Origin of the sequence: Streptomyces sp. NBC_01216 (genome assembly GCF_035994945.1) — a bacterium.
In the GTDB taxonomy this organism is placed as follows: Bacteria; Actinomycetota; Actinomycetes; order Streptomycetales; family Streptomycetaceae; genus Streptomyces.
This window is the reverse complement of sequence record NZ_CP108677.1, coordinates 754,872-780,104: the sequence shown is the minus strand read 5'-3', so window position 1 is coordinate 780,104 and position 25,233 is coordinate 754,872. Positions and strand designations below refer to the sequence as shown.

Annotated in this window: 28 protein-coding genes; 8 read left to right on the top strand and 20 right to left on the bottom strand. The window is 68.2% G+C overall.

Annotated elements, in window-relative coordinates:
* Positions 1-11: 11 nt before the first annotated feature.
* The 7 genes from OG393_RS03410 to OG393_RS03380 all read right to left on the bottom strand — a co-directional run bounded on the left by OG393_RS03410 (position 12) and on the right by OG393_RS03380 (position 7,644).
* Positions 12-1,496 carry an NUDIX hydrolase gene (locus OG393_RS03410; protein WP_327373052.1) on the bottom strand — a complete coding sequence of 495 codons (1,485 nt, stop codon included), beginning with the start codon at positions 1,494-1,496 and terminating at the stop codon, positions 12-14.
* Positions 1,497-1,603: 107 nt separating this feature from the next.
* Positions 1,604-2,473, bottom strand: a complete 870-nt coding sequence (locus OG393_RS03405) for a phosphotransferase enzyme family protein (RefSeq protein ID WP_327373051.1) — start codon at positions 2,471-2,473, stop codon at positions 1,604-1,606.
* A gap of 131 nt (positions 2,474-2,604) precedes the next feature.
* Complete coding sequence (locus OG393_RS03400; protein ID WP_327373050.1) at positions 2,605-3,078, bottom strand: hypothetical protein; 474 nt, start codon at positions 3,076-3,078, stop codon at positions 2,605-2,607.
* 105 nt (positions 3,079-3,183) lie between these two features.
* Positions 3,184-4,629, bottom strand: coding sequence for a glutamine synthetase family protein (locus OG393_RS03395; RefSeq protein WP_327373049.1), 1,446 nt, complete (start codon positions 4,627-4,629; stop codon positions 3,184-3,186).
* Positions 4,629-6,164, bottom strand: a complete 1,536-nt coding sequence (locus OG393_RS03390) for an amino acid permease (RefSeq protein ID WP_327373048.1) — start codon at positions 6,162-6,164, stop codon at positions 4,629-4,631. The genes OG393_RS03395 and OG393_RS03390 overlap by 1 nt, the downstream gene beginning before the upstream one ends.
* Positions 6,165-6,240: 76 nt before the next feature.
* Complete coding sequence (locus tag OG393_RS03385) at positions 6,241-7,113, bottom strand: hypothetical protein (protein ID WP_327373047.1); 873 nt, start codon at positions 7,111-7,113, stop codon at positions 6,241-6,243.
* 336 nt (positions 7,114-7,449) lie between these two features.
* A complete protein-coding gene (locus OG393_RS03380; protein WP_327373046.1) occupies positions 7,450-7,644 on the bottom strand; it encodes a hypothetical protein in 195 nt (64 codons plus the stop codon).
* A 292-nt stretch (positions 7,645-7,936) separates the two neighbouring features.
* On the opposite strand from OG393_RS03380, the gene OG393_RS03375 reads away from it, so the two are divergent.
* From OG393_RS03375 to OG393_RS03365, 3 genes are read left to right on the top strand one after another with little or no spacing between them, the layout of a single operon-like run.
* Positions 7,937-9,451: a helix-turn-helix transcriptional regulator gene (locus OG393_RS03375; protein ID WP_327373045.1), complete on the top strand. Its 1,515-nt coding sequence runs from the start codon at positions 7,937-7,939 to the stop codon at positions 9,449-9,451.
* Positions 9,452-9,453: 2 nt separating this feature from the next.
* The gene (locus OG393_RS03370) at positions 9,454-10,188 is read left to right on the top strand and encodes an HAD family hydrolase (RefSeq protein ID WP_327373044.1); all 735 of its coding nucleotides are present in this window, start codon (positions 9,454-9,456) and stop codon (positions 10,186-10,188) included.
* A 52-nt stretch (positions 10,189-10,240) separates the two neighbouring features.
* Positions 10,241-11,014 (top strand): 2'-5' RNA ligase family protein, encoded by a 774-nt coding sequence (locus OG393_RS03365; protein ID WP_327373043.1) that lies wholly within the window; start codon positions 10,241-10,243, stop codon positions 11,012-11,014.
* A gap of 13 nt (positions 11,015-11,027) precedes the next feature.
* Here the strand turns inward: OG393_RS03365 and OG393_RS03360 are convergent, their stop codons facing one another.
* From OG393_RS03360 to OG393_RS03310, 11 genes are all read right to left on the bottom strand, one after another.
* Positions 11,028-11,693, bottom strand: a complete 666-nt coding sequence (locus OG393_RS03360) for a DUF402 domain-containing protein (RefSeq protein ID WP_327373042.1) — start codon at positions 11,691-11,693, stop codon at positions 11,028-11,030.
* Between the two features lie 49 nt (positions 11,694-11,742).
* Positions 11,743-12,228 (bottom strand): response regulator transcription factor, encoded by a 486-nt coding sequence (locus OG393_RS03355; RefSeq protein ID WP_327373041.1) that lies wholly within the window; start codon positions 12,226-12,228, stop codon positions 11,743-11,745.
* 53 nt (positions 12,229-12,281) lie between these two features.
* Positions 12,282-12,884 carry a histidine phosphatase family protein gene (locus tag OG393_RS03350; RefSeq protein ID WP_327373040.1) on the bottom strand — a complete coding sequence of 201 codons (603 nt, stop codon included), beginning with the start codon at positions 12,882-12,884 and terminating at the stop codon, positions 12,282-12,284.
* The gene (locus OG393_RS03345; RefSeq protein ID WP_327373039.1) at positions 12,877-13,638 is read right to left on the bottom strand and encodes an SDR family NAD(P)-dependent oxidoreductase; all 762 of its coding nucleotides are present in this window, start codon (positions 13,636-13,638) and stop codon (positions 12,877-12,879) included. Before OG393_RS03345 ends, OG393_RS03350 begins: the two co-directional genes overlap by 8 nt.
* Complete coding sequence (locus tag OG393_RS03340) at positions 13,623-14,744, bottom strand: hypothetical protein (RefSeq protein ID WP_327373038.1); 1,122 nt, start codon at positions 14,742-14,744, stop codon at positions 13,623-13,625. Before OG393_RS03340 ends, OG393_RS03345 begins: the two co-directional genes overlap by 16 nt.
* On the bottom strand, positions 14,741-15,919 hold the full coding sequence (locus tag OG393_RS03335) for a glycosyltransferase family 9 protein (RefSeq protein WP_327373037.1): 1,179 nt from the start codon (positions 15,917-15,919) through the stop codon (positions 14,741-14,743). Before OG393_RS03335 ends, OG393_RS03340 begins: the two co-directional genes overlap by 4 nt.
* Positions 15,916-16,488: a phosphoribosyltransferase gene (locus OG393_RS03330; protein WP_327373036.1), complete on the bottom strand. Its 573-nt coding sequence runs from the start codon at positions 16,486-16,488 to the stop codon at positions 15,916-15,918. Before OG393_RS03330 ends, OG393_RS03335 begins: the two co-directional genes overlap by 4 nt.
* Positions 16,489-16,535: 47 nt before the next feature.
* Positions 16,536-18,338, bottom strand: coding sequence for a DUF4254 domain-containing protein (locus OG393_RS03325; protein ID WP_327373035.1), 1,803 nt, complete (start codon positions 18,336-18,338; stop codon positions 16,536-16,538).
* A complete protein-coding gene (locus tag OG393_RS03320; protein WP_327373034.1) occupies positions 18,335-18,976 on the bottom strand; it encodes a hypothetical protein in 642 nt (213 codons plus the stop codon). The genes OG393_RS03325 and OG393_RS03320 overlap by 4 nt, the downstream gene beginning before the upstream one ends.
* An 8-nt stretch (positions 18,977-18,984) precedes the next feature.
* On the bottom strand, positions 18,985-19,449 hold the full coding sequence (locus tag OG393_RS03315; protein ID WP_327373032.1) for an NUDIX hydrolase: 465 nt from the start codon (positions 19,447-19,449) through the stop codon (positions 18,985-18,987).
* Between the two features lie 217 nt (positions 19,450-19,666).
* A complete protein-coding gene (locus OG393_RS03310) occupies positions 19,667-20,080 on the bottom strand; it encodes an ATP-binding protein (RefSeq protein ID WP_327378291.1) in 414 nt (137 codons plus the stop codon).
* Between OG393_RS03310 and OG393_RS03305 the strand changes: the two genes are divergently transcribed.
* Positions 19,964-20,278: a hypothetical protein gene (locus tag OG393_RS03305; RefSeq protein WP_327378624.1), complete on the top strand. Its 315-nt coding sequence runs from the start codon at positions 19,964-19,966 to the stop codon at positions 20,276-20,278. The genes OG393_RS03310 and OG393_RS03305 overlap by 117 nt on opposite strands.
* Positions 20,279-20,757: 479 nt before the next feature.
* Positions 20,758-21,324, top strand: coding sequence for a hypothetical protein (locus OG393_RS03300; protein WP_327373031.1), 567 nt, complete (start codon positions 20,758-20,760; stop codon positions 21,322-21,324).
* Here the strand turns inward: OG393_RS03300 and OG393_RS03295 are convergent.
* Positions 21,242-22,072, bottom strand: coding sequence for an IS5 family transposase (locus OG393_RS03295; RefSeq protein ID WP_327372459.1), 831 nt, complete (start codon positions 22,070-22,072; stop codon positions 21,242-21,244). The two genes, OG393_RS03300 and OG393_RS03295, sit on opposite strands and share 83 nt — an antisense overlap.
* Positions 22,073-22,290: 218 nt before the next feature.
* Between OG393_RS03295 and OG393_RS03290 the strand changes: the two genes are divergently transcribed.
* Entirely contained in the window at positions 22,291-23,514 is a 1,224-nt protein-coding gene (locus OG393_RS03290) for a Tat pathway signal protein (RefSeq protein ID WP_327373030.1), read from the top strand.
* Between the two features lie 31 nt (positions 23,515-23,545).
* On the top strand, positions 23,546-24,010 hold the full coding sequence (locus tag OG393_RS03285; RefSeq protein ID WP_327373029.1) for an SAM-dependent methyltransferase: 465 nt from the start codon (positions 23,546-23,548) through the stop codon (positions 24,008-24,010).
* Between the two features lie 61 nt (positions 24,011-24,071).
* On the opposite strand, the gene OG393_RS03280 is transcribed toward OG393_RS03285, so the two are convergent.
* Positions 24,072-25,073 (bottom strand): JmjC domain-containing protein, encoded by a 1,002-nt coding sequence (locus tag OG393_RS03280; RefSeq protein ID WP_327373028.1) that lies wholly within the window; start codon positions 25,071-25,073, stop codon positions 24,072-24,074.
* On the opposite strand from OG393_RS03280, the gene OG393_RS03275 reads away from it, so the two are divergent.
* Positions 25,059-25,232, top strand: coding sequence for a hypothetical protein (locus tag OG393_RS03275; protein ID WP_327373027.1), 174 nt, complete (start codon positions 25,059-25,061; stop codon positions 25,230-25,232). The genes OG393_RS03280 and OG393_RS03275 overlap by 15 nt on opposite strands.
* The last annotated feature ends 1 nt before the right edge of the window (position 25,233 follow it).

Below are 25,233 nucleotides of genomic sequence, written 5' to 3'. Positions count from 1 at the left end.
CGGGTCGGGGGTCAGGCCCAGCCGAGCTCGGTGTAGCTCCTTCCGGCCTGGATACCGGCGATGGCGGCCGCCGTGTATGGGACGATGGGTTCGGGAAGCTGGGTCGGGTCGAACCATCCCCATGACGTGCAGCGATCGGGTTCGCGGACCTCGGGTGTGCCCTGCCACCTGTGAGCGCGAAGGACCAGTCCCATCCGCGGTTGGGCTCCGGGCTTGTCGATCATGTGGACCACGTGGACGAGTTCGACATCGTCTGGGTCGATCAGCAGCCCTGCCTCCTCCTCGGCTTCCCGCACGATGCAGGCCACTGCGGACTCCTGCTCGCAGTGGCCTGCGAGGAGATGGTGCGTGGAGGCGGCGTACGCGGAGTCGGGGTGACGGAGCCCGAGGAGGACCTTCCCGTCCTTCTCGCGCTGGAGGTAGAGGTGGACACCGACGATGTGCGGGACGCTGCTGCTGCCGGCCCGCGATGGGGTGCGCTGCTCTCCGACGGCCGCCTGCCCGGTGCCCGCGTGGACGGCGACTGCCGGGGCGGCCGCGTGGCGGCGTACGAGGTCGAGGGTGGAGGGGCTCATCCTGAGGCGGGTCATCGTCTCGGGGTGGAACCAGGCGAGCATGACCCCTTCCTGGAGATCGAGGGAGGCCGGGTCGCCGGTCCACTCGCCGCTGAAGATCTGGACGGGGACGGTCATGCCATTGGTGCCGGTGGCCTGCTCCACGGCGAAGGGCTCCACCATGGACAGGGCGAGGCCGGCTTCCTCCCACAGCTCCCGGCGGGCCGTAGCCTCCAGCGACACGTCCCCCGCCTCGCGACCGCCGCCCAGCAGAGACCAGGAACCCGGCTCCCAAATGCCCGGGACGTCATCACGAAGGTGAAGGAGGTACCGTCCCCGGCCGTCATGGATCAAGGTGGAGGCGTTCACCGGCGTGATCTCGCCGTCGAGACCAGAAGCCAGCAGCTTGGCGCGCAGGGTCGGCGCCGTCACGTCCTCGAAGGCAAGCCATTCCACGCCGGAGACTTCCTCGGGCTGGAGCACGATGTCGACGGGGCCGTCGACGAGGTGGCACACGAAGCGGATGTCGTAGTGCAGGTGCGGCTGTTCGCCCTTGGCCGGGTTGGCGGGAATGTCGTGCACGTCAATGTCGAAGGGTTCGTGCCCGTACGCGGCGGTAGCACACAGCGCGCCGGGCGGGATCCCAGTCTCCTCGTGAACCTCACGAAGGGCCGCCTCAAACAGGGTGCGGTCCTCGTTCTCGATGTGCCCGCCAGGGGTCAGCACCTTCCCGCTGGCGTTGTGATGCACGTGCAGGACGCTGCTGCTCGAGTCGATGACGATCGCACTGCAGGTGATGTGCCCGGGGAGCGTGCTCCTACTCGTGAGCTCGCCGCCCGTCTCCAGAGCCTGGGCCAGGCCGGCCAGCTGAGGCACTTCGTCGGGGTTGCGGGCGAGGTAGGCGGTGAGGACCTCGCGGATATGGGCGGGGGAAGGCGGCAAAGTGACCTCGCAGGGAGTGGGTGGGACGGCCGAGAACGGGGCTGACGGGTTTTCTGGTCCCGTGAGGGGCGCGGGCTGGGCGGGCCGGGGGAGGACCCTCGGTCAGGTCATGGGCGACCTTCCTGGATGAGCAGGTTCAGGGTTCGGCGGGCACGTGCTCTCAGGAAGTCGTCGTCGGAGTCATGGCCTCGGACCAGGCCGCTCACGGCGTCCAGAGCGGTCAGGTACCGAAGGGCACCTTCTTCGCGTCCGGTCAGTGCGCGCCCGAAGCCGTGGAGGAAGGCGTCCCGCAGAGCGGGGTCCTCGCTCCAGGCCCCTGCAGCGAGGTGGACGAGGTCCTCGACGGCTGGCGCCGGCCGGTTCCGCTCGAAGTCGATCAGGCGTAGGGTCCGGGTGGTGCTGTCCCACAGCCAGTTCCTGGGCTGGTAGTCGGCATGGGACACGTGCGCCGGCAGCTCGCCGGGGCGCTCCCGGGTGAGGTCGCGGAGCATCAAGCCGACATCGGCCGGCAGGTAGAGCGCGGCGCCGGTGAGCATCTTCTCCACGGCTGCCTCCCACTCGTCCTCGCCCCCGGCTATGTGCGAGGCCGTGCCGGTGGGAACTGAATGGAGCAGTGCCAGCAGGTAGCCGGCCTGCTGGTATGCCTCCAGCTCCTCCTTGCCGTCCAGAGGGTGGCTGCGGACGCTGCGGCCGGCGACCGGCGTGATCACGATGGCCCGCGCTTCAGTGTCGGCCGCGACCAGCGTGGGAGCGCGCCCCGCACCGAGGCAGTGGGTCCACCGCTGGTAGGCCTCAACCTCGCGGCGGTGCCCCTGCGGACCGGCATGCCGCTTCACGAACCGCCGCTGGCCGTCACTGCCTCGTACTTCCCAGACTCGGGGGCGGTCGGGGCCCGGCCACGAATGCTCGGCGATGAACTCGAAGGGGCCGGTCACCGTGGTGATCAGGTCTTCGACCCTCGCGGGGATGTCGGTCATGCCGATGCACCCTTCCAATTGGCCACCCACCCAGAGTGATCACACGAAGTGATGGATCGGGTGCGCAGTGTCGTCTTGTTGTGTGGGGGAGTAGCTTGCCAAGGGCCGCTGACAACGTGGCCAGTCTGCGGTTATGCCACCTGGTGGCCGCCGGTTCCGTGGGAGGCATCGAGTACGCCGAACAGCCAGCCGAGGGTGATCAGGTGCGGGTCGTGCTCGGCGCCCCAGCGTGCGCGCAGCGCTCGGATCCGCTTCTTCATGGAGTCGTGGGGGAGGCCGCAGTGTTGCGCGATCTCGGCGTACGTACCGTCCAGGGCGAGCGACCAGAGGATCTTGGTCTCGATGTCGTCGATACCGCCGGGCGGTGGTGCTGTCGGCCCCGGCCGAGGCAGCTGCTCGGTGACGTAGCACGCGTGGACCAGGGCGTGACGGTGGCGTACTCCGGCCCTCCGGTTCCCGTGCGACATCTGGATCGCGACGGTGCCCTCGGCGAGGCCCAGTTCGGCTGCCGCCTTGGCGGTACTCATGCCCTGGGCGAGGGTTCCGGCGATCTTCACCTGTGCCGGGGTCGGATGTGAGGCGGCCGTGGCGGGCCGTGCGGGCATGAACGGGCCTTTCGTTTCGGCGGCGGCGTGGTGGTGGTGCCGGTGGGGCAGACCCCGGCCGAGGGGGAACTCTCCCGGCCGGAGTCTGGTCTTGGTGCGGCGGGATCAGGCGCGGGTGAACCAGCGAGCCTGTTCCGTGTCGGTGACGATGCCGCGGTGGTGGTCGAGTTCGAGTTGCGCGAGGTGGGCGTAGTGCTCGACCACGTCCTTCCCGAGCGCCTCCTGGGCGATGGGGCTGTGTCGGAACGCGGAGCGGGCCTGATCGAGGGTGAGGGGCAGGAGAGCCGCGTCGGTGGCCTCGTAGGCGTTGGCGGTGCAGGGTGCCGGCGGGGTGAGCTGCCGCTCGATGCCGTGGATGATCGAAGCGAGCGCGGCGGAGAGAGCGAGGTACGGGTTCGCGTCCGCTCCCGGCACGCGTATCTCCAGGTGCACGCCCGGCCCGTGGCCAGTGACCCGCACGGCGCAGGTGCGGTTGTCCCACCCCCACGTCATGCGAGTGGGGGCGAAGGAGCCCGGCACGTACCGCTTATAGGAGTTGACGTTCGGCGCGTAGAGCGGGGCGAGCCCCGGCAGCGCTGTCAGCAGCCCGGCGATGGCCTGCTCGCCGATCTCCGACAGCCGTCCGGTCGGATCGGTGATCATCGGGTTACCACTGCGCGTGAGGGAGATGTGCAGGTGGAGACCGCTGGCCAGCCCGGTCTGGGGGGAGGCCATGAACGTGGCCGTCATGCTGGAGCGGCCAGCAAGGGTGCGCACGGCGTGCTTGAAGACGAGGTGGTTGTCGCACGCGGGCAGCGCGGGGCCGTAGGGGAAGGTGACCTCGACCTGACCCGGGGCGCCTTCGGTCTTGATCGCCTCGACGGGCATGCCCGCCTTGGACAGCGATCCCTGTAGGCGGCGGAAGAGCCGGTCGGTGTCTGGCGTGTGGTCGAGGGCGTAGTCCAGGTTCTCCTCGGTCACCGGCGTGAGTCCGCCAGGGCCGATGCCGGCGGTTGGGGTGTTGGTGCCGCGGTAGAGCATGAACTCGGTCTCCAGGCCGGCCTGGGCGTGCAGCCCGTGGGCGGCAAGCCGGGTCAGCTGGTGGCGCAGAATCTGCCGCGGCGCAATTTCGATGGGCTCCTCGTCGAGACCGATCGCGTTGCCGAGGATGAGCGCGGTGCGCGGCATCCACGGCAGGGTCCGCAACGTCGAGGGGTCCGGTACGACCGTCATGTCCTCGTACCCGCTCGTCCAGGACGTGAGGGCGAATCCGTCGGCGGGCGTCATGTCGACGTCGGTGGCCAGGAGGTAGGCGCACATTTCCGCACCGCCGTCGAGGACGCGGTCGAGGAAGTGCCGCGCCCCGTACCGTTTGCCCTTGAGGCGGCCCTGCAGGTCCGGCACGGCGAGGAGGATGGTGTCGATCACGCCAGCTGCGACGGCCTTGCGCAGCTCGTCGACGCTGAACGCCCGGGCCGGCCGCTGCGGGGCGTTCGAGGCGGTATCGGCTTCACTCTGCGGCGGGCTGCTCGGGCGCGGCGTTGCTCCGGTCTGGGTGGACAGAGTGGTCATCACACGACCTCTTCCTGGATGCGGGCCATGCCCGAGCCCGCGTCGGCCGTCGCGGTCGGCACCTTGTAGTCGCGTCCCGCAACGCGCCACCACACGGTGGCCAGGGTGAGGACGACCAGCAGGGCGATGGGTGCGTAGTTGAACGTGGTCACGGAGACGAGACCGGTCTCGGGCCGGGACTGGGGGAGGCAGAACAGCACGGTCACGAAGACCACCCAGGTCACGGCGATCGCGCCGACGGGCACGCCCCAGCGGCCGAGGTTCCAGGGGCCGGGCTGGAAGCGGTGGCGGTTGCGGATCCGCAGATAGATGGGGATGGCGTAGGCGGGCGTGATCCCGATGACGTTGATCGCGGTGACGGCGGCGTACGCGGTCGGGCTGTACAGCGACGGCAGCGCCAGGACCGCGGCAGCGCCGACCGACAGCCACACCGCGCGGGTCGGGGTGCCGGTGCGGGCATCGACGTGACGCCACAGCTTCGACCCGGGCAGTGCCCCGTCGCGGGAGAAGGCGAACACCATCCGGCTGGCTGCGGCCGTCTCGGCGTTGCCGCAGAACAGTTGCGCGACGATCACCACCAGCAGCAGGGCCTTCGCGCCGGCGACGCCGAGGGCGTCGAGGAAGATCTGCGCCGGCGGCACCCCGGTGGCGCTGGCCTGGGTGGCGGCGTAATCCTGGATGGCGAAGGTCAGTCCGGCCAGCAGCACGAACCCGGCCAGCCACGACCAGCCGATCGCCCGCATGATTCCGCGGGAGGCGGAGACCTGCGCGTTGGTGGTCTCCTCTGACAGGTGCGCGGAGGCGTCGTACCCGCTGAAGGTGTACTGGGCGAGCAGCAGCCCGATCAGCACTACGTACAGCGAGCCGGACCAGCCGGTGTTGTTGACGAACTCCCCGAAGACGAAGGACGGCGACTGGTGGTGGGATGGCACGATCGCCAGCGCGCCGACGATCACGGCGACCCCGCCCAAGTGCCACCACACGCTGATGGAGTTCAAGATGCTTACCAGCCGGACACCGAAGAGGTTCAGCGTGGCGTGCAGCGCGAGGATGCAGAAGTAGATCGCCATGATCTTGCCCGGCGTCGGGACGAAGCCGAACTGCAGGTTCAAGAAGGCGCCGGTGAACAGCGCGGCGCCGTAGTCGATGCCGGCGATCGCACCGAGCAGACCGAGCAGGTTGAGCCAGCCGGTGTACCAGCCCCATTTGCGGCCACCGAGCTGCTCGGCCTGGTAGTAGAGGGCGCCGGAGGTGGGGTACGCGGAGGTGACCTCAGCGAGGCCGGCTCCGACGAGCATCACCATGGCGCCGACGGCGATCCAGCCCCACATCATCACGGCGGGGCCCCCGGTCGCGAGACCGAAGCCGTACAGGGTCATGCAGCCGCTCAGCACGGAGATCACTGAGAAGCTGATGGCGAAGTTGCCGAACGGGCCCATGCGGCGGGCCAGTACCGGCTCGTAGCCCAGTTCCCGCAGGTACGCGTCGTCGGCGGTGTTCCCGGTGGCGCGGTGAGACCGGCGTATTGGTAACACTGGGGGGCCTCCGTAGGAGATAGGTTGAACGGGTACGGGAATTCAGGAGTGCGCCAAGCGGCGCGGTCTGCCCAAGTCAGAGCGATGGCCCGGCACGAGGTGCATGGGTACAAGCGAAGGACAAGGACTCCCGGCGGGCCCGCAGTAGTAGCGCTTCGCCGCCATCGGGCCGACTCGGCTGCTCGTGGACGGACGCCCACGGCTCGCGGGCGGCGTACGCGCCTACCGCCATGAATACCTCGGCGGCCTCCACGAACCGGTGGCCCGCCCACAAGGCGTACGCGAGGTGATGTAGATCCATCACCGACCGCACAGCAGCGTCCGACTCCCGGAACCAGTGGTGAAACGCCTTGAGCGTGTACGTGATCGTTGGCTCATCAGCCCACTGCCGCCGCCACAGCGGATCGGTGCGGTGCCAGTCGGATCGCTGCCGACACTGCTCGACCAACGCGTACAACGGCAAAAGCAGCAGCGGAGAGCCCGCCGGAGTCCACGAGGCCACCCAGCGGCCGAAGTCGAACACCGAGGCGAGGGAGGCTGCTGCGGGGACAGGACGGGCCAGCATGAACTGCAGCACCCGGTGGAACGCCTCCCGGTTATACGGATCGCGCTGACTGACCCCGTGCAGCAGCCCCCATGGCCCGGTCGGCAGCATCGGCTCCGCCGAGTGCTCACGGTGCTCCCGCCGCAACTGGCCCTCGTCGACCTGGGCGAGGGCGAGCAGACACACCCACGGCACGGGGTCCCGAGGCTCGCGATGCGCTGCCAACAGGGCGGCGTGCCGTCCTGCCTCCTCCAGCGCCACAGCACTTACGTGCCGCTGGTGATGGGCGCGCAAGGCCCGCTCCACCGAAACGCGGGCACGCATCACCTGCGCGTCGTAGCTGTCCGGCTCCTCCGCCAGCCACACCCCCACGATGTCGGAGTGGGCTGCCGCGACTGCCAGCACCTGCGTACGCGAGGTTCGCAGAGCCCAACGCTCACCAGTCACGGTCAGCAAGTCGCGCGCCGGCCTCCACCGACCGGCCTGCAACTCGACCATGGCCATGCCGAGGGACTCGTCAGTGCCGGCCGGGTGGTACACCGGGCGCATCAGCGCGCCTCGAGACCACGGTGGTCGCCGCTCGCAGCCGACAGCCGGGAAGACTGAAGCCTCATGCCCTCGCCCGTGGCGCGGGGGAGAGCCATGCATTTCTCGGTCATCGAATGCTTCCTTGGCGAAGAGCGACGTTGGTGGTGGACGGGACTGCTGCGCAGCAGGGAGCAGTCGGGGACCGGCTTCTCCCTAAAACTTGATGCCGCTGATCAGGCGTGCGAGGTTCGCCGCGACCTCGGAGATCGCGGGAGCCATCGAGGAACTGGCCAGGTAGAACCCCAGGAGGGTGCACACGACAGCGTGGCCAGCCTTCAACCCGCCCTTCTTGACGAACACGACAACGAGAACCGCGAGCAGCACGACGGCGGAGACGTTGACCGCCACGATGTGCACCCCCTCCCCGACGGCAGATGAGACTCGATGCGCCTGTCCAAACCCTGGCCAAGGAGCTCCCGACGCCCTCCCGGGCCGCATGCCGACGAATGGGCGTCAGCGGTGCAGCGGATCGGACGAGCTGGTGCTACAAGTGGCAATCGGCCCTGGCAGCGGCTGATTGAGGCACAAGGGTGACCGGGAAACATCCGGCGCGCACATTCCGCGAGTGATATCACTGGGGTGATCTCGGACTTCGACGGGCTGTTCAGTCGCCTGGCGCGTTCTCGGTGGGGAGGTAAAGGTGGCCCAGCACGCGCTGCGACACTGCGATCAGTGCGGCTGCCGGCTCAGCCAGTACAACCCGGACGGGCTCTGTGCGGCGTGTGCCCGAGCTCTCATTCCTGCCGCCCCAGCATTACCTGCTGTTCCGGACCGGGTGTGGCACGACGCCGGTGTCCGGGAGGCCCTCGCGGCGTTGGACTTCGGCAAGGCCAGCCGCCTGATCAGACAACGAGGCTCGCTGCGCCAGGAGGACATGGCCCAGCTCACGGGACTGAGCCAGGCGTTCTTATCCATGCTGGAGTCCGGCAGCCGACGCCTCACCAACATCGACAAGATCATCGAATTCGTTGCAGGCCTCGGAGCCCCCGCCGAGCTCCTCCAGATCCCGCTCCCTCAGCCAGCGGGCAGGTCGATTCCGCGGTCTTCGGACCAGTCGGCAGGCGACCTCGACCCCACCCTCCCTTGGACCGCGGCCCGTATGGTGGCTGCACTGGACCAAGCGGTGGGAGGCAACGTGATTGGCCGCCGGCAGTTCCTCACGGTGAGCGGCATCGCGCTCACCGCCTTCGTCCACCACTGGGGCACCGCCGAGGCCGAGCCCCTCCAACGCGCCGCAGACGGAAGCCAGCTCTCCCCGGAACTGCTGGACAACCTGCAGGCGACCACCGACCGCCTGCGCATCATGGACGCGAGCGCCGGAAGCGGCACCCTGAGCGAGCTGGGCGACGCACACCTGGAGCTGCTCAAACGCCTTCTGCAGAAGGCGTCGTACACCGAAGACATCGGTCGCCGGCTGGCCGGAATTGTGGCCGACACCGCCACGCAGACCGGCTGGTTCGCCTTCGACTCGGGGCGACATGATCACGCGCAGAGCTACCTGCTCGCGGCGCTACGGGCGGCCAAGATCTCCGGCGACGACCGGCTTGGGGCTGGAGCCCTTTCCTACCTGGCCATTCACGGCTACTCCACCGGGCAGCCACGCAGCGCGGTCACCGCAGCTCGAGCCGCCCGCGAGCAGATCAGAACGTTGGGCACCCCCGCCCTGGAGGCCATGCTGCTGACCCGGCAGGCACGGGGGCACGCCAAGCTCGGCGAAGGGAAGGCGGCACTCGCCGCGCTCGGCGAGGCCGCCGAACTCTGTGCCCAAGGGCGTTCCGAGTTGGACCCCCACTGGCTGTACTGGATCAACGAAGGCGAGATCCACGGCCAGACTGGCAGCGCCTATCTCGACCTGGGCGATCCGCGTCATGCCGCCGTCAGCTTCACCGAGGCACGAAAGGCCCTGAACCCTGCGGACCAGCGCACCAACGCGCTGTTCCTCTCCCGTGCGGCGTCTGCATATCTCAGAAAGGGCGAGCTCGAAGCGGGGTGTGCCACGGCGCACCAGGCGCTCGACCTTGCCGAACAGCTCCAGTCGGCCCGGCTCAACGAGCACATCGAAGCCATGCTCGGCGAGCTCGCCCCGGTCAGCCGAAGCCCGTACGCTCGGGACTTGATCGACCGCGCCGCTCTCGTGACCGGTACAAGGAGCTGAACGTGACGCAGGCCCAGCAGGTCCTCGTGCTGTGGGACATCGACCGCACACTGCTGTATGTCGGGGACATCGACCGGCAGGTCTACCGGGAGACCTTCGCAGAAGTTGTCGGTCGGCCAGCGGAGCACCTGCCGGCCCGCGGTACCGGCGTCACGATGCCGCTGGCGATCCGATCGCTCCTCATCGACAACGGAGTTCTGGAAGCCGATGTCGCCGCACTGCTGCCGCGCATGGTGGAACTCCTACCGAAGCAGCTCGCCTCTCACACGCAGGATCTACGTGAACAGGGTGTCCTGATGCCCGGAGCCATCGCTGCTCTCCGTGCGGTGCACGACCACCCCAACTTCATTCCGACAGCCGTGACCGGAAACCTCAAACCGAACGCCCTACTCAAGCTGGCGGCCTTCGAGCTGGACGGTCTACTCGATACGGAGATCGGCGGATTCGCATCCGACGACCACCACAGGCCGGCGCTCGTCGCGGTCGCACAGACGCGAGCCGAGGCCAAGCACGGCAGGGCCTTCAACCGGTCGAACACCGTGATCATCGGCGACTCCCTCGAGGACGTCCGTACGGGCCTCGAAGGCGGTGCCCCCGTCATCGGTGTCGCATCGGGAAAGACCACGGCCGCCGAACTGGCTGAGGCCGGTGCCGACCTCGTACTCGACTCGCTCTCAGACGTCTCACGGGTGCTGGACGGCATCTCCGAGCTCACGACCACGAGCGGGCGGTCATAACCATCGAGCACCGTCGCGATACATCTGCCCTTGAGCGCTCGGCTGCCACCAGATGGACGACGAGCAGGGCGCGGAGCCGTTGCCACGTTCCGCGTGCCGAGGACTGGGGTGGATCGTGCACTTGATGTCGGACCCGGCGGCGTTTCCGCCCACGCCGCCGCCTAGCACTACTGAGGTCGCTGCGATCGCCGCTCATGATTGGGCCGCCTTCGACGCCGTGGACGAAATGGTCAACCACTGGGACCGGCCGGGTTGGAGTGACGCGACGCGTGCCTACTACTGGCTGATCGCGATCCCAGCCGACTCCGCCTTGGTCCCCCACGCTCAGCACTGCCAGCGAACGCTGAGGCACCTCGCCTTCGACGACATCGGTCACGACGGCCTGCACCTCACCGTGGCCCGATTAGGGCCTGTCCGAGAGGTTGCAGCCAGCGAGTTGGCCACCCTCGCCGCCATTGCCCGCCGGACAATCCGAAGTGCATTCACCCTGCAGGCAGTGCCGTTGACAGCCTCCCGAGGGGCGCTCCGATACTCCGTCGCTCCGTGGAAGCCGGTATTGGAACTGCATGCTGCGCTCACCTCCGCCGGCGCCGCAGTGGGAATCCCGCCCCGGAAGCGCACGGCGGTGTTCAGGCCCCATATCGGGATCGCCTACTGCAATCGAAGACTGCCCGCCGTATCCGTACGCGACAGGCTGCTGCCACTTCGGGACATGGACCCGGTCGCGGTGCCGATCACCGAAGTGCACCTCGTGGAGCTACGCAGAGAGCAACGCGCCTACCTTTGGGAGGTCGTGCACACATTGACGTTGGATCCCGCTCTGTAGCGCCTGGTGGAGATCAGGTGTGATCCACCATCTGGACGTCTGGGGGAAGCTCCGCCTCAGGCCAACCTGGATCCGAGCGCCAGCCTGCCCAGCCGGCTTCGGGCTGGAACGGGCCTTCGCGGGCGGCCACCATCGCGAGCACCTGATCGCGCGCCTGGTCGACAGCTCGGTGGTCGTCATCGTTGACCACACCCAGCCGTCTGGCATGCGCATATTCATCGTGGTCTTTCCAGGTCCAGCGCGACAAGCCCGGATCGACGATGAGGTCGAGGAAGAGGTCGAACGTGTCGAATCCGATCGAGGTTCGTCGCAGTGGGCGCTGGAAGTTGACGTACCAGCGCAGGAGCCGATGGTCGAGCGCTGGGTCGTAGAAGGCGTTGATGCTGAAATACGTTCCTGGAGGGTTCCAGAGCAATACCGCGGTCTCCTGCCACCGCCACGAGCTCAGTTCCCACTGACCGGCGGCCAGGTCGGGAACTGCTTGCCTTCGCACCGCCTTGGCGCCGCTCTTCGTCGACTCGACCCAGCTGGTGGGTCCCAGCCCGTGTGCCCCGGGACGACAACCTGCCACCAGGGCCTCGTCCGTATCCGATACGGCGTGCAGAGAATGCGCGCTCCACACTTTCCCGCGGTAGACATCGCGGCGGACCACGGTCTCCCCAACAGCAAACCGCTTCATTCGACCATCATGCCGCTCTCTGATGATCAATTACCCCTGGAACTGCGGGTCAGCGGCGGATAGGGGAGCGTGCGGCAAAGCCGGCCGAGCCACGGGAGTCGTCAAGCACGCCGTACTGCCAGCCCAGCGTGACGAGGTGGGGATCGTTTGAGGCGTTCCACTGCTTCCTCAGAGCGCGCAGCCTCTTGCCGACGGCGTCGGCGGAGTAGTGGCACCGGCGACCGGTCTCCGCCAGCTCAGCGCCCAGGGCCAGCCCCCAGAGGATCTCCCGCTCGACTTCGTCCGCCACCGGTGCCGGTGTGATCAGTTCGGGGCGGGCCAGCTGGCCGGTGACGTAGCAAGCGTGGACGAGCGCGGTTCGGGTCGTCACACCGGTCTTCGCGTTGCTGTCGGACATCTGGACGTCGACCGTGGCCTTGGAGAGCGCCAGTTCGGCGGCAACCTGGGCGCTGGACATCCCCAGGGCGACTCTTTCAGCGATGCGCAGCTGGGCGGGGGTGAGAAGTTGGGTGGCGATGCCGGGGCGTCCGGCCATGGGATCGGTCCTCTCGTACGTCGGAGCGCTGGGGGTGGAGTGCGGTATGCTGGTCAGCTCTGCCGGGCTGACCGGAACGAAGGGGAGTGAGGGGCGTCGGGGTCGCGGAAGGGTCGGATCTCCGCGAAGCCCCAGTCGGCTCGGGCGGCATGTTCGAATGCGACGGGGCCGTCATCCAGGGCGCACAGGACGCCGAGGAGCAGCTTGTGGGACACCGCGAGCAGTCCGCTGCCGTACGAGCGGGCCAGTGCCGCAACGTGTTCGGCGGCGCGGCACGCCCGGTCGTGCAGTTGGGCCAGGCTTTCGCCGTCCTCGAAGGCGACGGCCGGGTTCTGCGCGCGCTGCCGACGCCAGTCGACGTACGCGGGCGGGTAGTCGTCGGCTGTCCGGCCGATCACCGCGCTCGGGGCACGCCACTCGGACAGCAGGTCGCTGCTCACGATGACGGGCAGGCCGGTCAGACGGCTGACGATCTCAGCGGTCTGCGCCGCCCTCGGAAGAGGACTGGTCACGATGGCCGACACGCCGGTGGGCAACGGGGTCGTCATGGCGGCCTGAGTGCGGCCGGCCTCGGAGAGGGGGACGTCCCTCGGGGCGTGATGTCCGGGGCGGTGGCCTTCGTAGGCGCCGTGACGCATGAGCCAGATCTCAGCCAAGGACCCAGCCTCCGTCCACGTGGATGGTCTGGCCGGTGATGAATCCGGCGTCCTCGCCGGCGAGGAAGAAGACCGCGGCGGCGACATCGGTGGGTGCGCCGCGGCGCTTGATGCACTGCCGTGCGAGCTGCCTGACGGTCATGGCTTCGGGGTCATCGACCACGGTCTGCTCGGCAGGCACCTGTATCGAGCCCGGAGCGACGCAGTTCACTGTGATGCCGGAAGGGCCGAGTTCGCGGGCCAGCGCCCGGGTCAGGCCCTCCACGCCGGCCTTCGCGCTGATGTAGGCGGACAGCTCCTGGCGGCCGACGGTGGCGAGGACAGACCCCATCGTGATGATGCGTCCCCGGCCCTGCGCGGCCATGGCTGGCGAGACGGCTCGGGCGAGTAGGTAGTGGCTGGTGAGGTTGATCGAGAGCATGTCGTTCCACACCGTGGGTGTCGTCTCGGCCCAGGCGGTGCGGGGGTAGGAGCCGGCGTTGCTGACGAGGATGTCGATCGCGCCGACGCGTGCAGTGGCCTGTGCGTACAGCTCGTCGACCGCGGTCTTGTCGCGGAGGTCGGCTTCGAGGGCGAACGCCCGTCCGCCGCCGGCGCCGATGTCGACGGCCAGCTCGGCCGCGGCCTTGGGCTCGTTGTGGTGCGCAATGACGACGATCGCACCGTTGGCTGCGAGCTGCTGGACGACGGCGGTGCCGATGCCGCCCGTGGCACCAGTCACCAGAGCGGTTCTGCCGGTCAGTGGGGCAGACACGGGGCCTCCTCGATGTGGAAGTACACGGTGGGATCGAAGGATGGGGAAAGCGCCTCGACAAGCCGGATGATGACGAGCAGCCTGTCGTTGGGCGTCAGGTCGCCGAGGTTGTAGACGGCGATGAGCCGCATCGCCACGTACGGACGGAGGAGGGCTGTCAGGTCCTGGCCGGGCCACAGCCTTGCGGCGACGGGCTTGACGAGCCGGTGCCAGTACGCCGCAGCGGCGGCCCGACGGGGGGCAGACAGGTGCCGCTCGTACGTTATGTGCGCGGACCGGCGGGCGGCATCGACGGCCTGGGCGGTGATGACCGGCGTGTTGTCCGGTCGGTGCTCGATGGCCGAGGGGTGATCGGCGAAGGCGGCCGGGTTGTAGGTGGGGACCAGCCAACCGCCGAGGATCGTGACGTAGGTGAGGAAGTTGGCGAATTCCCCGAGTACGCAGTTCATCCCGGCGGTGTCGTAGTCGAACCAGGCGAGCGGTACGGCGAGGTTCACGTCCGTCGGGTCGCCCTGGGTGAGCGCGGCCCAGACCGGCCCGGTGTTCTCGAAGTGCACCCGGAGGTCCTTGAGGGCGGTCTGCCAGTCCAGCTTGGCCTGCTGGCCGTTGATGGTCAGCGCCCACTCGCCGAGGTCGTCGAAGGGGATCTCGATATCGGCCACGGTTAGGGAAGGGCCCGTCTCGGCGTAGTACGTGTCGAGGCGTCCGCCGGAGGCGGCACGGTCCCAGTACAGCTTGCGGACCACGCGAACTGGGTCCGTCAGCACTGCTGTTGCCAGAATGGTTTCCCGGTAGGTGTCGGTGAGCGAGTCCAGGTAGTGGGTGAGCTCGTTCCCGACCTGGTTGGCGCTGAGCAGGTCGACGAGCAGTCCGTGGTTCCGGCCGCCGGCCCAGCACTCGTACGTCATCAGATAGCCGCCCGGCACGCGCACCGAGGCGTGCAGTGTGGGCACCCGGTACCGAGCACGCAGGAGCCTGTGTCCGATCTGTTCCTGCTGCGCCTCCTCCAGATTGCGGTTGTACTTCACCAGCAGCTGTCGCCCGGCAAGGTCGACGGGGATAACGAGGTTGCGGGTGAAGCGGCGCGGGCGCCCTATCCGGATCACCTGGTGCCGCCGGGGTGGTCGTTTCGGCGCAGGAGGTCGACGGCGAGGCCTGCCAGGTACTCCGGTGTGATGGTGGCCAGGTCGTTGCCGGACAGTGAGCTGAGGGCGTCCCGTACGGGGCACAGGTCTCCCTGGTGCATGCGCTCGGAGAATTCGGTGGCCACGGCATGGTGGTGGGCCAGGCCGGTGGTCCACTTGCTGTAGCTGTGCCGGGCGTACAAGCCCAGGACCGCGGGCCCTTCACCGTTCGGCCGCCGGGAGAGGGCAGCCAGATGTGTCAGGCCGGTGTCGTTGCCGATCACCAGGTCACACAGCGGGAACACGTCGGCGAGGTCGATTGCGGGAACGCCGTCGAGACGCAGAGCGCGGACCCGCGGACCTGTGGTGTCGATCCTCGATATCTCGGGCGATGGGGCGTGGCCCCCGACGACGAGGAGCTTGACCTCCGTGGCGCTGAGCTCGGCCACCCACTCGGCCACCTGCAGGTACCGCGCGACGGTGTAGTCCTTGAGCTCGGGCCGGCTGGTTGCGGTGATCACTGCGATCACGGGCCCCGTGAACCAGTTGTCCGCTTGGAGGGCTCGGACCGTCGGGTTGGCTGGGGGTGCCGGGGCGAGTAGGAGCGGGCCGAAGTCGCGGTCCGCGGGAAGCCGTACCCCGAGTCGGCGCTCCAGGGCCAGGTAGTAGCGGGCGGGCAGGTCCGCGTGGACTCGCCAGCTCGATGCCCAACAGGGCGGCGCGGCCGGGTCGCACAGGATCGGGACGAAGCCGCTGGTGCGCTGCTCGACGGTGGGGCGGTCCGCGACGAGAACGGTGGAGCCGGGAGCAGGCTCCACCGCACCGGACGGGACAGCGCGCCGGATGAGAGCGGCATGCCGGCCCTCAACTGCCACGGGGATGGTGCGGGAGGGGTGTCTCAGCCTCAGCCACTCCAACACCGCCCGGACGGCGGACAGCGCCAGCAGCGAGTCGCCCAGGCTGCCATTGAGTGCCACGGTCACCGATGTCTGGGCGTCCAGCCGGTCGACCAGCTCCGCGACGCCAGGAATCGGAAGGGCTTCACCCACCTGCAGGAGCTCCCGGCTGTATCCCAGTGGGGTGCTGTGCACGACCTGGCGGGTGGCGGACTCGCGGCCGTCGATGAAACGGATTCCGCCGGAATCGTCGGCGGTCAACGAGACGTCCCTATCGTGGTCAGCGAGATCAGAGGGACGCCGTGAGTGGCCAGCAGCTCGCGCGCGCCCCGCGTCGTGTCCTCCACCAGACAGGCGGCGGCCACGGGAGCGGCGCCGGCCTCCCGCAGGCTCTGGGCGAGGTTGGCCAGCGTGTGTCCGGTGGTGACCTCGTCGTCGACCAGCAGCATCCGCTGGCCCTCGGCAATGCCGTAGGCGTACACATCGGTGCGCATCGCGTGGGGCTCGCTGAAGTGGACGGCTCCGGCAAGCGGAAGGTGGAGCTTCCACGCGATCTTGTAGGGGAGCGCCGCGGCGCTGGCGAGCGTGACCGTGGGCAGGATGCCGCCGGCATCCAGGCCAAGCAGGAAGTCGAGCGAGTCGAGCTCGGTACCGACCTCCTCCCAGACCAGGGACCACAGCTCCTTGCCCACACCTGCCAGCTCGGACGGCGAGACCGCGGCCTCGACACCGTCCAACGAGTGGATGATGCGCTCGCGGCGGCTCTGGGGGCCGATGGACAGGCGCTCGACGATCCGTGCGGAGAACGGCAACGTGGCGGTTTCGGGCATGGCGAAGCTCCTTGAATGGGTCGTTGAAGGAAGAGAGACGCTGGCTCTCAGGCGGCGGATACCTGGACGGCGTACCAGGCCAGCAGGTGATCAACGGCGGCACTGACGGCCTGCAGGGCGCCGTCCGTGCCACGATGCAGCCATTCGTCGACGACGCTGGCCAGGGTGGGCACCGCGAGCGGCGGGAGGCCGGGCAGCTGTGCGGCGGCGGTGAGGATCTCGTCGGGGCCGCTGGCCCACACGCCCTGCTCACGCAGAAGCAGTCGGACGGTGAGCACGAGATGCCGGTACAGCGGACGGAGGTCGCCGGCTGTGGCCCCCGCGCGGAGTCGGCGCATCGTGAGGATGACCTGGGGGAGGTCCTGTGCACCGGCCAGGACCAGGTCGCGGCGTGTGATCACGGGCAGCTCAAGTCCGGGCGCCGCGTGGAGGACCGGCTGTCCGTCCTGAATCTGGTGGAGTACGAACGCGAGTCGTGGGGTGAGCCGACGAGCGGTCAGCTCGTCCGGGGTCACCAGGGTGAGGCCGACGGTGGCCAGACCATCCAGTGCCGCCTGGTAGGTCTTCAGCGCCACGGACACCTGCTCGGAGCCCTGATGTTCGGAAATTACGAAGAGGTCGATGTCCGACCAGCCGGCGACCCACGGACCCGTGCTCGGGCTTCCCGTCAGCGCGGCGAGCCGGACCGGGGCTCCGGCCGAACGCATGGCCCTCGCGAAGGCGGCGGTGGCCTCCGCTACTGCGGTCGGCAGTCCGAGCGCGGAAACGTCTCCGACCTGTACCCGCGCCATGAGCTGGGAAGTCTCGGCGATCCTCCGCAATCGCGCCCGCAGGTCGACCACGCTGCCGGAGTTGTCGATGACATGGTCGGCCATGGCCTCGACCTTGTCCGCGCCTCGTTGGATCTTCACCGCGTCCTTCGCGGCCACGGCGTGCGGAGGCGTCCCGGACCGGGCCACACGAACATCGAACGGGGCGGAGAGGTAAACCACCTGGAGGCGATCGCCGAGCAGGGCCTTCAGTTCCGCGATCGACTCGTTGTCGTGCACCGACTCGATCGTGAACAGCCGTGCCTCGACGTGCGCTTCGGCGAAGCGGTTCAGTTCCTCCAGGAGCAGCTCCGCCTGCCGACGGGCCGAGAGCCGGTACGGGTCGGCGAGCCCATGGTGGTGCGCGGCCTGTCGGAGCAGGTATCCGATCTTGAAGCGCTGGGCGCCGGCGAGCTGGCGTACGTAGTCGGCGCCCGTGCTCTTACCGGACTCACTCAGCCCGCCGAACGCGATCACCCGCTGAAGGTGTCGGCTGGGAGTGACGGTCTCGTCCGTCTGAGCATTGCCGCCATACAGCTTGAAGCGCGCGGGGGTCGGCAGCAGGCGGGTTCCCGCGGCCACGTCGGCGGCAAGGCTGTCCAGCGCGTCCGACAGAGCCGCACGCTGCTTATGTAGCAGGGGTATTCGCTGAGCCACGGCCGAGTCGAACGTCGCGGCTTCCTCGCTGTGCCAGATGCGCAGGGTGAGCACGGAGAGGCGGTCCAACGCGGAGGAGAGCGTCTCGGTGTGGCGAACGGCGCCGAGCAGAGGAGGGCCGGCCAAGGCGGCCAGCACCTCGTCCGCCCGCTCGGCCAGGTTGTTGCGTTCGGCGTTGAGCTGGTCGATCTCGCGCTTGCAGTCGGCGACCTGGGATTCGCTCAGTCCGCCGCGCACGCGGTCCTCGGCGAGCCACAGATGGGAGTTGGTCGCGTGCAAGCGAGTGAGGGTGTCATCCAGCCGCTGCTGGTCCTTGGGCGGAAGCGCTGCCGCGGCCAGCATCAGGCCCGGTGGAAGGGCGAGAGAAGGTACGTGCGTTGTCATCTGGAGTCCTCCGCGTACGTGGAAGGGGACAGGACCGGGCCCGCGATGGACATCACCTCGGCTTGGACCTGCTCGATGGACTTGCCCTCGCAGTCGACGACCCCGGCGTACGCCCCCCGCTCCACCTGGTGGAGTAAGACCCCGTGCAGCGCCCGCTGGTACGTCGGATAGACACCGGTCCAGGGCCGGCCCTCACGCGCGCTGGTGATCTCGTAACTGCGGTCGGCGTCGAGTGATGGGAGAAGGAGGACGGACATCTCCCGGGTCGGGGTGCGGGAGGCCGCGATCCGCTCCACCGCGCCGAGTGCCTCAGCTGGGGAGGAGGCTTCCTTGACCGAGGCCGTCGCCGCGCTGACGGCGATCAGCATCGGCATCCCGCGGTCGAGGAGGCCGAAGCGGCCGGGTTCGAGCGCGGCCGACCGCTTGTCGTAGCTGTCGAGGAGCAGCCCCGTCAGCTCGGCGGTGGTGGACCGCTCGAACCACCATGCGGCGTAATCCTCGCCGGCAACGCGTTCCCAGGCGGCAGCATTGTGCTCGTGAACTGAGCCGAGCAGCTGGATGTTGGAGAAGCGAGTGGCGAGCCGTCGTAGGTGCGTGGTCTTGCCGACGTTGTCCGGGCCGTTGAGGCTGATGAACATGGCGGTGGTCAGGACGCGCGGATCTGCGTGTCGAGCACGGCCTTGATCGCCTCGACGTTGCCGGTCGTGAAGTCGGCCAGCTCGGGCGGCATCAGATTGAGCTGCCGGACCGCCTCCGCCGTGAACGGCACGCGGACGACCTCGTAGTCGCCCCGCTCGGGCTTGTCGAACTCGGTGCCCGTGCGTGCAGCGAGGTCCATCTGCTCCAAGCGCGCGGCGAAGATGTGCTGGACACCCAGGCCGCCATCCAGCGAGTCGGTGATCAGGTGCACGAGCTCTGCCTTGCTCAGCTTGCCCCCGAGCTCCTCGAACACCTCGCGGTGCAGCGCGTCCTCGATGCTCGCGTCCTCGGCCTCGACACCGCCGCCCACCGTCACCCAGTACGGGTCCCGGCCCGGCTTGGTGCGCTTGATCAGCACGAGGTCGTCGCCGTCCAACAGGATGGCCCTGGCATTCCGCTTGATGATCGTCATCTCCCGTGCCTCTCTGGGATTAGTTCGTGGCGATGCCGACATATCGGCTGATTCGCCTGTGAGTTGTCGTAATCGGTGCCCCGCTACCGACTGGACGTCGGGGATCTTCAGAGTCTGAGTTACAGGTGCTGTTCGCGCATATCGCGGCGGTGATATCACGGCCGCGTGGAGGGGAGTTGACCCTGTCGCGCTGGGCCCCGCGAGAGATGACCCGGGGCTATCCGTCGGCCGCGGGCGAACTGAGCGTGAACCAGGTCTCCGTGCCGTCCTCGCTGACGCCCCACTCGTCCGCGAGGGCTTCGACGATCAGCATGCCCCTGCCGCACTCCTCGTCGGTTGCCGGCTTCCGAACCCGAGGCCTCCCTGGGGACCCGTCAGCAACCCTGATGCCGACAGTCGCCAGCTGGCGCTCCATGGCAAACCTGAGGCTGCTTCCGCCTCCGTGGACCAGCGCATTGGTAACGACCTCGCTGGTCAAGAGGCACGCCGAATCGATAAGGGGGAGGAGCCCGCGGTGAGCCAGCCACCCGTGAACGACGCTTCGGATCTCTCCGACGAGGCGGGCGTCGGCTTGACTGACGTCGGCCGCGGTGTGACGGGGGTCGCAATGACGATGAAAGGTCAGAGTCACCTGATCGACTTCGGGGTCCGTCTGATCGTGAAGGCGGACCGTCTCGGTGTGGAGCACGCTGAGTGCGGTCTGGCGCATGGGCATCTCCTTCGACGAGTCGGTCCTGTCGCGGTGACATCGAGGAAACCTCTTGGGGAGCTGATCCGGTACGCCGTCAACCTGTCCTGCGTGGTCAAAGTGGTCAAAGATCGTTTCTGAGGGTGGCCCTGGAGGGTCGAATCGTGCCAATTGCTGGTGGAGGAGGGTTCATTGGGCCCTACCGTGTTGGTGGGTCAGCGGGCACACCCCCGCGGATGACCCGATCAAAGTGATCAAAGATCGTCTTGCTCGCTGGAGTGCCTCGTGACTCACAAGCGGAATGAACGGCTCGCCGCCATCCTGGAGGAAGCTGGCTGGTCGCGGGCGCAAGCGGCCAGTGCGTTCAATCGCGTTGCGCAGGAGAACAACCTCGTCGGTTACAGGGCGATCGGCCGTTCCCACATCAGCATGTGGGTCGGTGGGACGGAAGCGTCGGGTGCGTCGCCCGTAATCTTGAGCCAGGCGCTGACGCGTCGCTTAGTGCGTTGTGGCAAAGGGAGTCTCTGTTCGATGAGCAGGGGTTTCTTCGTGTGCGGGGCATGTTCGCGGAGGGGTAGGGGCAGGCAGCGGACGGCTTGTTGTGGATCGAGGAGGGCGCGATGCCGTCGGTGCTGGGGTTGATGGAACGGCGTGAGGCGCGGGCGAGGCAGGAGCTGGAGTCCTGGACGGAGGTCCTGGAGCAGGCTCAGGCGGAGGTGGATGCTGCGCGAGAGCGAGTCGAGCGGGCCCGTGTGGGGCGTGAGGAGCTCGTGTCGGTGCTGGCCGAGGAGAGTGCGGTGAATACGCCGGCTTCCGTGGCGTCTGGTGGTGAGGCGGCTGCCGTGATGGGTTCGAGCGGCTCCGACGCGGTGCATGGCGAGCGGCCGCCGGTGTGGCGGTCGGGCATGGGCGAGGAGGTGCTCAGCGGCCTGTATCGGGAGGTGTTCGCCGCGGTGGTGGCCGCTTCGGGGCCGGTGAGCGGGGTGGAGTTGACGCGCGTGGTGGGCCGTGAGGCGGAGATCAAGAACGAGGTGGAGAAGATCCGTCACCGTGCCTACGCGCTGGAGAAGCGGGGCTGGCTGGTGCGGGAGAAGAATGGACGGTTCATGCCTGTGCCCGGGGCCGTCGGCCGGGACGCTTCTCCGGCCAGCGCGGGGCATCGCCGGCCACCTGGCGCGACAGCCTGATCGTGGCTGCCCACCACACCATCTGCTGGTGGTGATCGGGGCGGCGTTCGTGGTCGCGGTTGAGGCGGCGTGAGCGGGAGAGCCAGCTCAGCGTTCGTTCCACGACCCATCTGCGGGCCAGTACGACAAATCCGCGGTGTCCGTCGGATCGGCGCACGACCTCGATCCGGACTCCGTGACGGGCGAACGCCTTGGCCAGGGCCGAGCCCTGGTAGGCGCTGTCGACCCACACCAGTTTCAGCAGCCGACCCGGGTGGTCCATGAACGTCTCCAGCAGGGCGGGGGCGGCCTTGGAGTCGTGGACATCGGCCGTGGTCACGGTCACCTCCAGGAGCAGACCCTCGGTATCGGTCAGGATGTGACGCTTGCGCCCATCACGTGACTTGCCGCCGTCGTATCCGCGACTGTCCTCGCCGACGGTCTCGGAGGCGTCCACCGACTGACTGTCGATGACTCCCGCGCTGGGCTCGGCGTTGCGGCCTGAACGTTCCCTCGCCGAACGTCGCAGGCGTTCGTACAGCTCACGCGCGTAGTCGTAGGCCCGCCAGCGGCGGAAGAAGTCGTAGACCGCCCGCCAGTACGGGAAATCGACCGGCAGAGCCGTCCACTTCACGCCGTTGTCGACGAGGTAGCGCACCGCGTCAAGCATCTCGCGGTGGCAAAACGCCTCCGGACGCCCGCCCAGCTTGAGGAGCCACGCCGGCACCGGCATCGCGGCGCGGACCTCGGCCCACTCCGCATCCGTCATGTCACTGGGGTAGCAGCCTGCCCGCCGTCCCGGAGCGATCGAACCGAACCGGTGCACGTAGCAGTCACACCCAAGGGTGACCGCGGTGGACGCATGCACAGAGATACTGCTCAACTGATCAGGCAACGGGCTTCCTTGGTCGTGCTGGTGTCGTAACCGCGTCACTACCAAGGGGCCCGTTCTCTCATGCCCGCGACCGCACCCGAACCTCCGTCCAGATGATCACCCGCTGCCACTCGAACAAGATCCGGTTTGCCACAACGCACTTAGGGCGAGTCATCACGCCAGACGAACTTGGCTTTGCAGCCGCTTCGCCATCGGGGCAAGGGGCGCTGGACTGGACCGTCGACCCGATACTGACCCTCACCGACCTGGGGAGAAGCGATTTGGACGTCGAGCGGCGCAAGCTGCTAACCGGCGCGGTGTACTCGATCGCCGGCCTCGCCCTGCCGGGGGAGTCGTGGTGGGAGGAGATGGCCGCGGCGGCCCCGGCAGAATCAGCGGCGGGAACGCGAAGAGCCGGGCGCTCAGACGTAGCGGCCGTGAGGGAGATGACGGCAGCCTTCTCCCGCATGGACCAGAGCCGCGGTGGCGGCCACGGACGCCAAGCGCTGGTCCAGTACCTCCACTCGGACGTACGTGGCTTCCTACATGCGGCCTTCCCCAACGATGAGATCCGCCGCGGCATGCTTGCCGCGGCAGGCGAACTGTCGTACCTGTCCGGCTGGATGGCCTTCGACAATGGGGAGCACGCCCTCGCGCAGAACTACTTCCACCTCGGCATCAAGCTCGCAGCCCGTGCGGACGACGCCCCGCTCACTGGCCACATTCTGCGGGCGATGGCCCACCAGGCCATCGATCTGGGCTTCATCAACGAAGGTCTGCGGCTCTCGACCGCATCGATCCAAGGCCAGCGTTACACGAGCGCTACGCCACGAGAGCGCGCTCTGCTCGGCGTGGTCCACGCCCGGGGTCTCGCAGCCACAGGGCAGCGACAAGCCGCAGCTAAGGCACTTCTTCGCGCGGAGGATGATCTCTCCACAGCCAGTGAGGACATCCCGGAGCCGAACAGGACGTTCTTCTTCGCGGAAGCGTCCCTCGCCCATGAAACTGCATGCACACTGCGTGACTCCGGTGACAGGCAGGGCGCGATTCACCAGTTCAAGCGGAGCGTACGGACCAGGGGTTCGGCATTCCGCCGAACGCATGCCGTGACACTGGGATACCTCGGCTCCGTGCAGGTCGCCGACGGGCACGTCGAGGAGGCATGCGCCACATGGAGCACAGTCCTTGACGCCATGGAGGAAGGGATCTACTCGGGACGGGCCCGCCAGGCCGTAGTCGACATGCGACGCCTGCTCTCCCCGTACCGACGCCGAGGCATTCCGGCCGTTGCCAGCCTGGACGCCCGGGCCGCCGCATACCTCGTCCAAGTACATTGACCGGGTCACGACGAGGCACGAGGGGAAGCGCATGGCACAGTCGCTGGAAATCGAACCGATCGGCATTGTCGTCGGAGGCCGGACCGAGCCCACGGACGATCACTGGGGTGGTCCCGCGATCATTCGGCTGAACCCCGACTTCCCGGCGGACGTGGTCAAGGGCCTGGAGGAGTTCTCGCATCTCGTGGTGGTGTGGCACTTCCACAAGGCATCCCCGACCGACGTCGCCCTCCACGCGCGAAGCCCCCGTAACAACCCGGACTGGCCGCCCACCGGAACCTTCGTCCACCGCAACCACCGTCGACCGAACCAGCTCGCGCAGTCCTTCCCGCGACTCGTGAAGGTCGAGGGTCTGGACCTTCACGTCGTAGACCTCGACGCGATTGACGGCACACCCATCTTCGATGTCGCGCCCTACTTCCGCGAGATGGGACCGCGTGGGGAGGTACGGGAGCCGAGCTGGCCGGCCGAGATGCTCGTGGACTACTGGGAATGAAGTGACGGCAGTCCGCCCCGCGCGGTACTCGAACGGGGAGCCGCAGGCTGTGCGTTTGAAGCTACGGGGTGGTGATCACCAGCCCCATCTCGACGAGGGAGCGAGTCTGCTGGGCCGCTGCCTCGGGGTCCCCGGACAGGGGCACCTCGCCCAGTGTGACCGGGAACGATGCGTGCACAGAGGCGAGCAGGGCCGTGGTGTCCGGGCTCGCGGCGAAGACGCCGCCCGCCGCGGCGAACGCGACTTGCCCGTCGGGGGTGGAGCCGAGAAGCTCGACGCCTCCCGGTATCCGCGTGCGGAGTTGCGTGCTGTCGGCGAGGTACGGCGACTCCGCGGCGAGCGGCAGCCTTGAGCGGAGTAGCCGGCGGTAGGTGACCTCGCTCGGCGGAAACTCGGAAACGCCGAGATGGGTGGGCACCTGGTCCCGGGAGATCCAGTTGTGACGGCGGAGGAGGGCGATCGAGAGGAGCCCGCTGTCGTCGCCGAGCGGGACTGCCTGGTGGGGGTGGCCCTCAGGGAAGAGCAGGCAGTCCCCGGGCTTGAGCAGCTCATCGAGGACGATGCTGGAAGCCGGACCTCCTTCGGGGGTGTCCCAGCCGCCCAGCTGGAAGCGTTTGCTGCCCCAGAGCATCAGGGCGATGACGTCCTGGCGGTCCGAGTGCCAGCCGGTGACGCTGGTAGTGCCGGCAGAGATGAACAGCTTGGTGAACACATCGGCTCCGGACACGGCGACGATGTCGTCCATCAGCGATGCCAGGGTCGGCGACCAGCGGTCGAACTGCCGAATCCCGAGTGTGACCCCTTCGTTCAGCACGCGCCGCACCCGGTGAATGTCCATCTGAAAGGTGTCGGAGTCGGGCTCCAGTCGGTTGCCGAATCGTTCGCCGGGGAGCTTCCCGTCGGCATCACGGAGCTCCATGTCCGCGTTGGCTCCCGTGCCGGGTCCGGCTACCAGGCGCGGCTCCGCCGTGAGCCAGCGTTCGAACTCCGTACGGCCGGGCAGCCGCCCGAAGTCATTGCCAGCGCTTCCGAGGGCGGGGGCCTCGCAATGCCGTTCGAGCACCGTCACCACGGTGTCTCCGAGAAGAGGCCGAAGGCGTGCGGCGGCACGCTCGACGGCAGCGCTGTTGGCTGTGTCGATGAGGGATACAAGGTCATCGGGCAGGCGGCCCTCGCGGATGGCCAGTCGGTCGACTTCGTCCAGTCGATGTACGGAGTGTGAT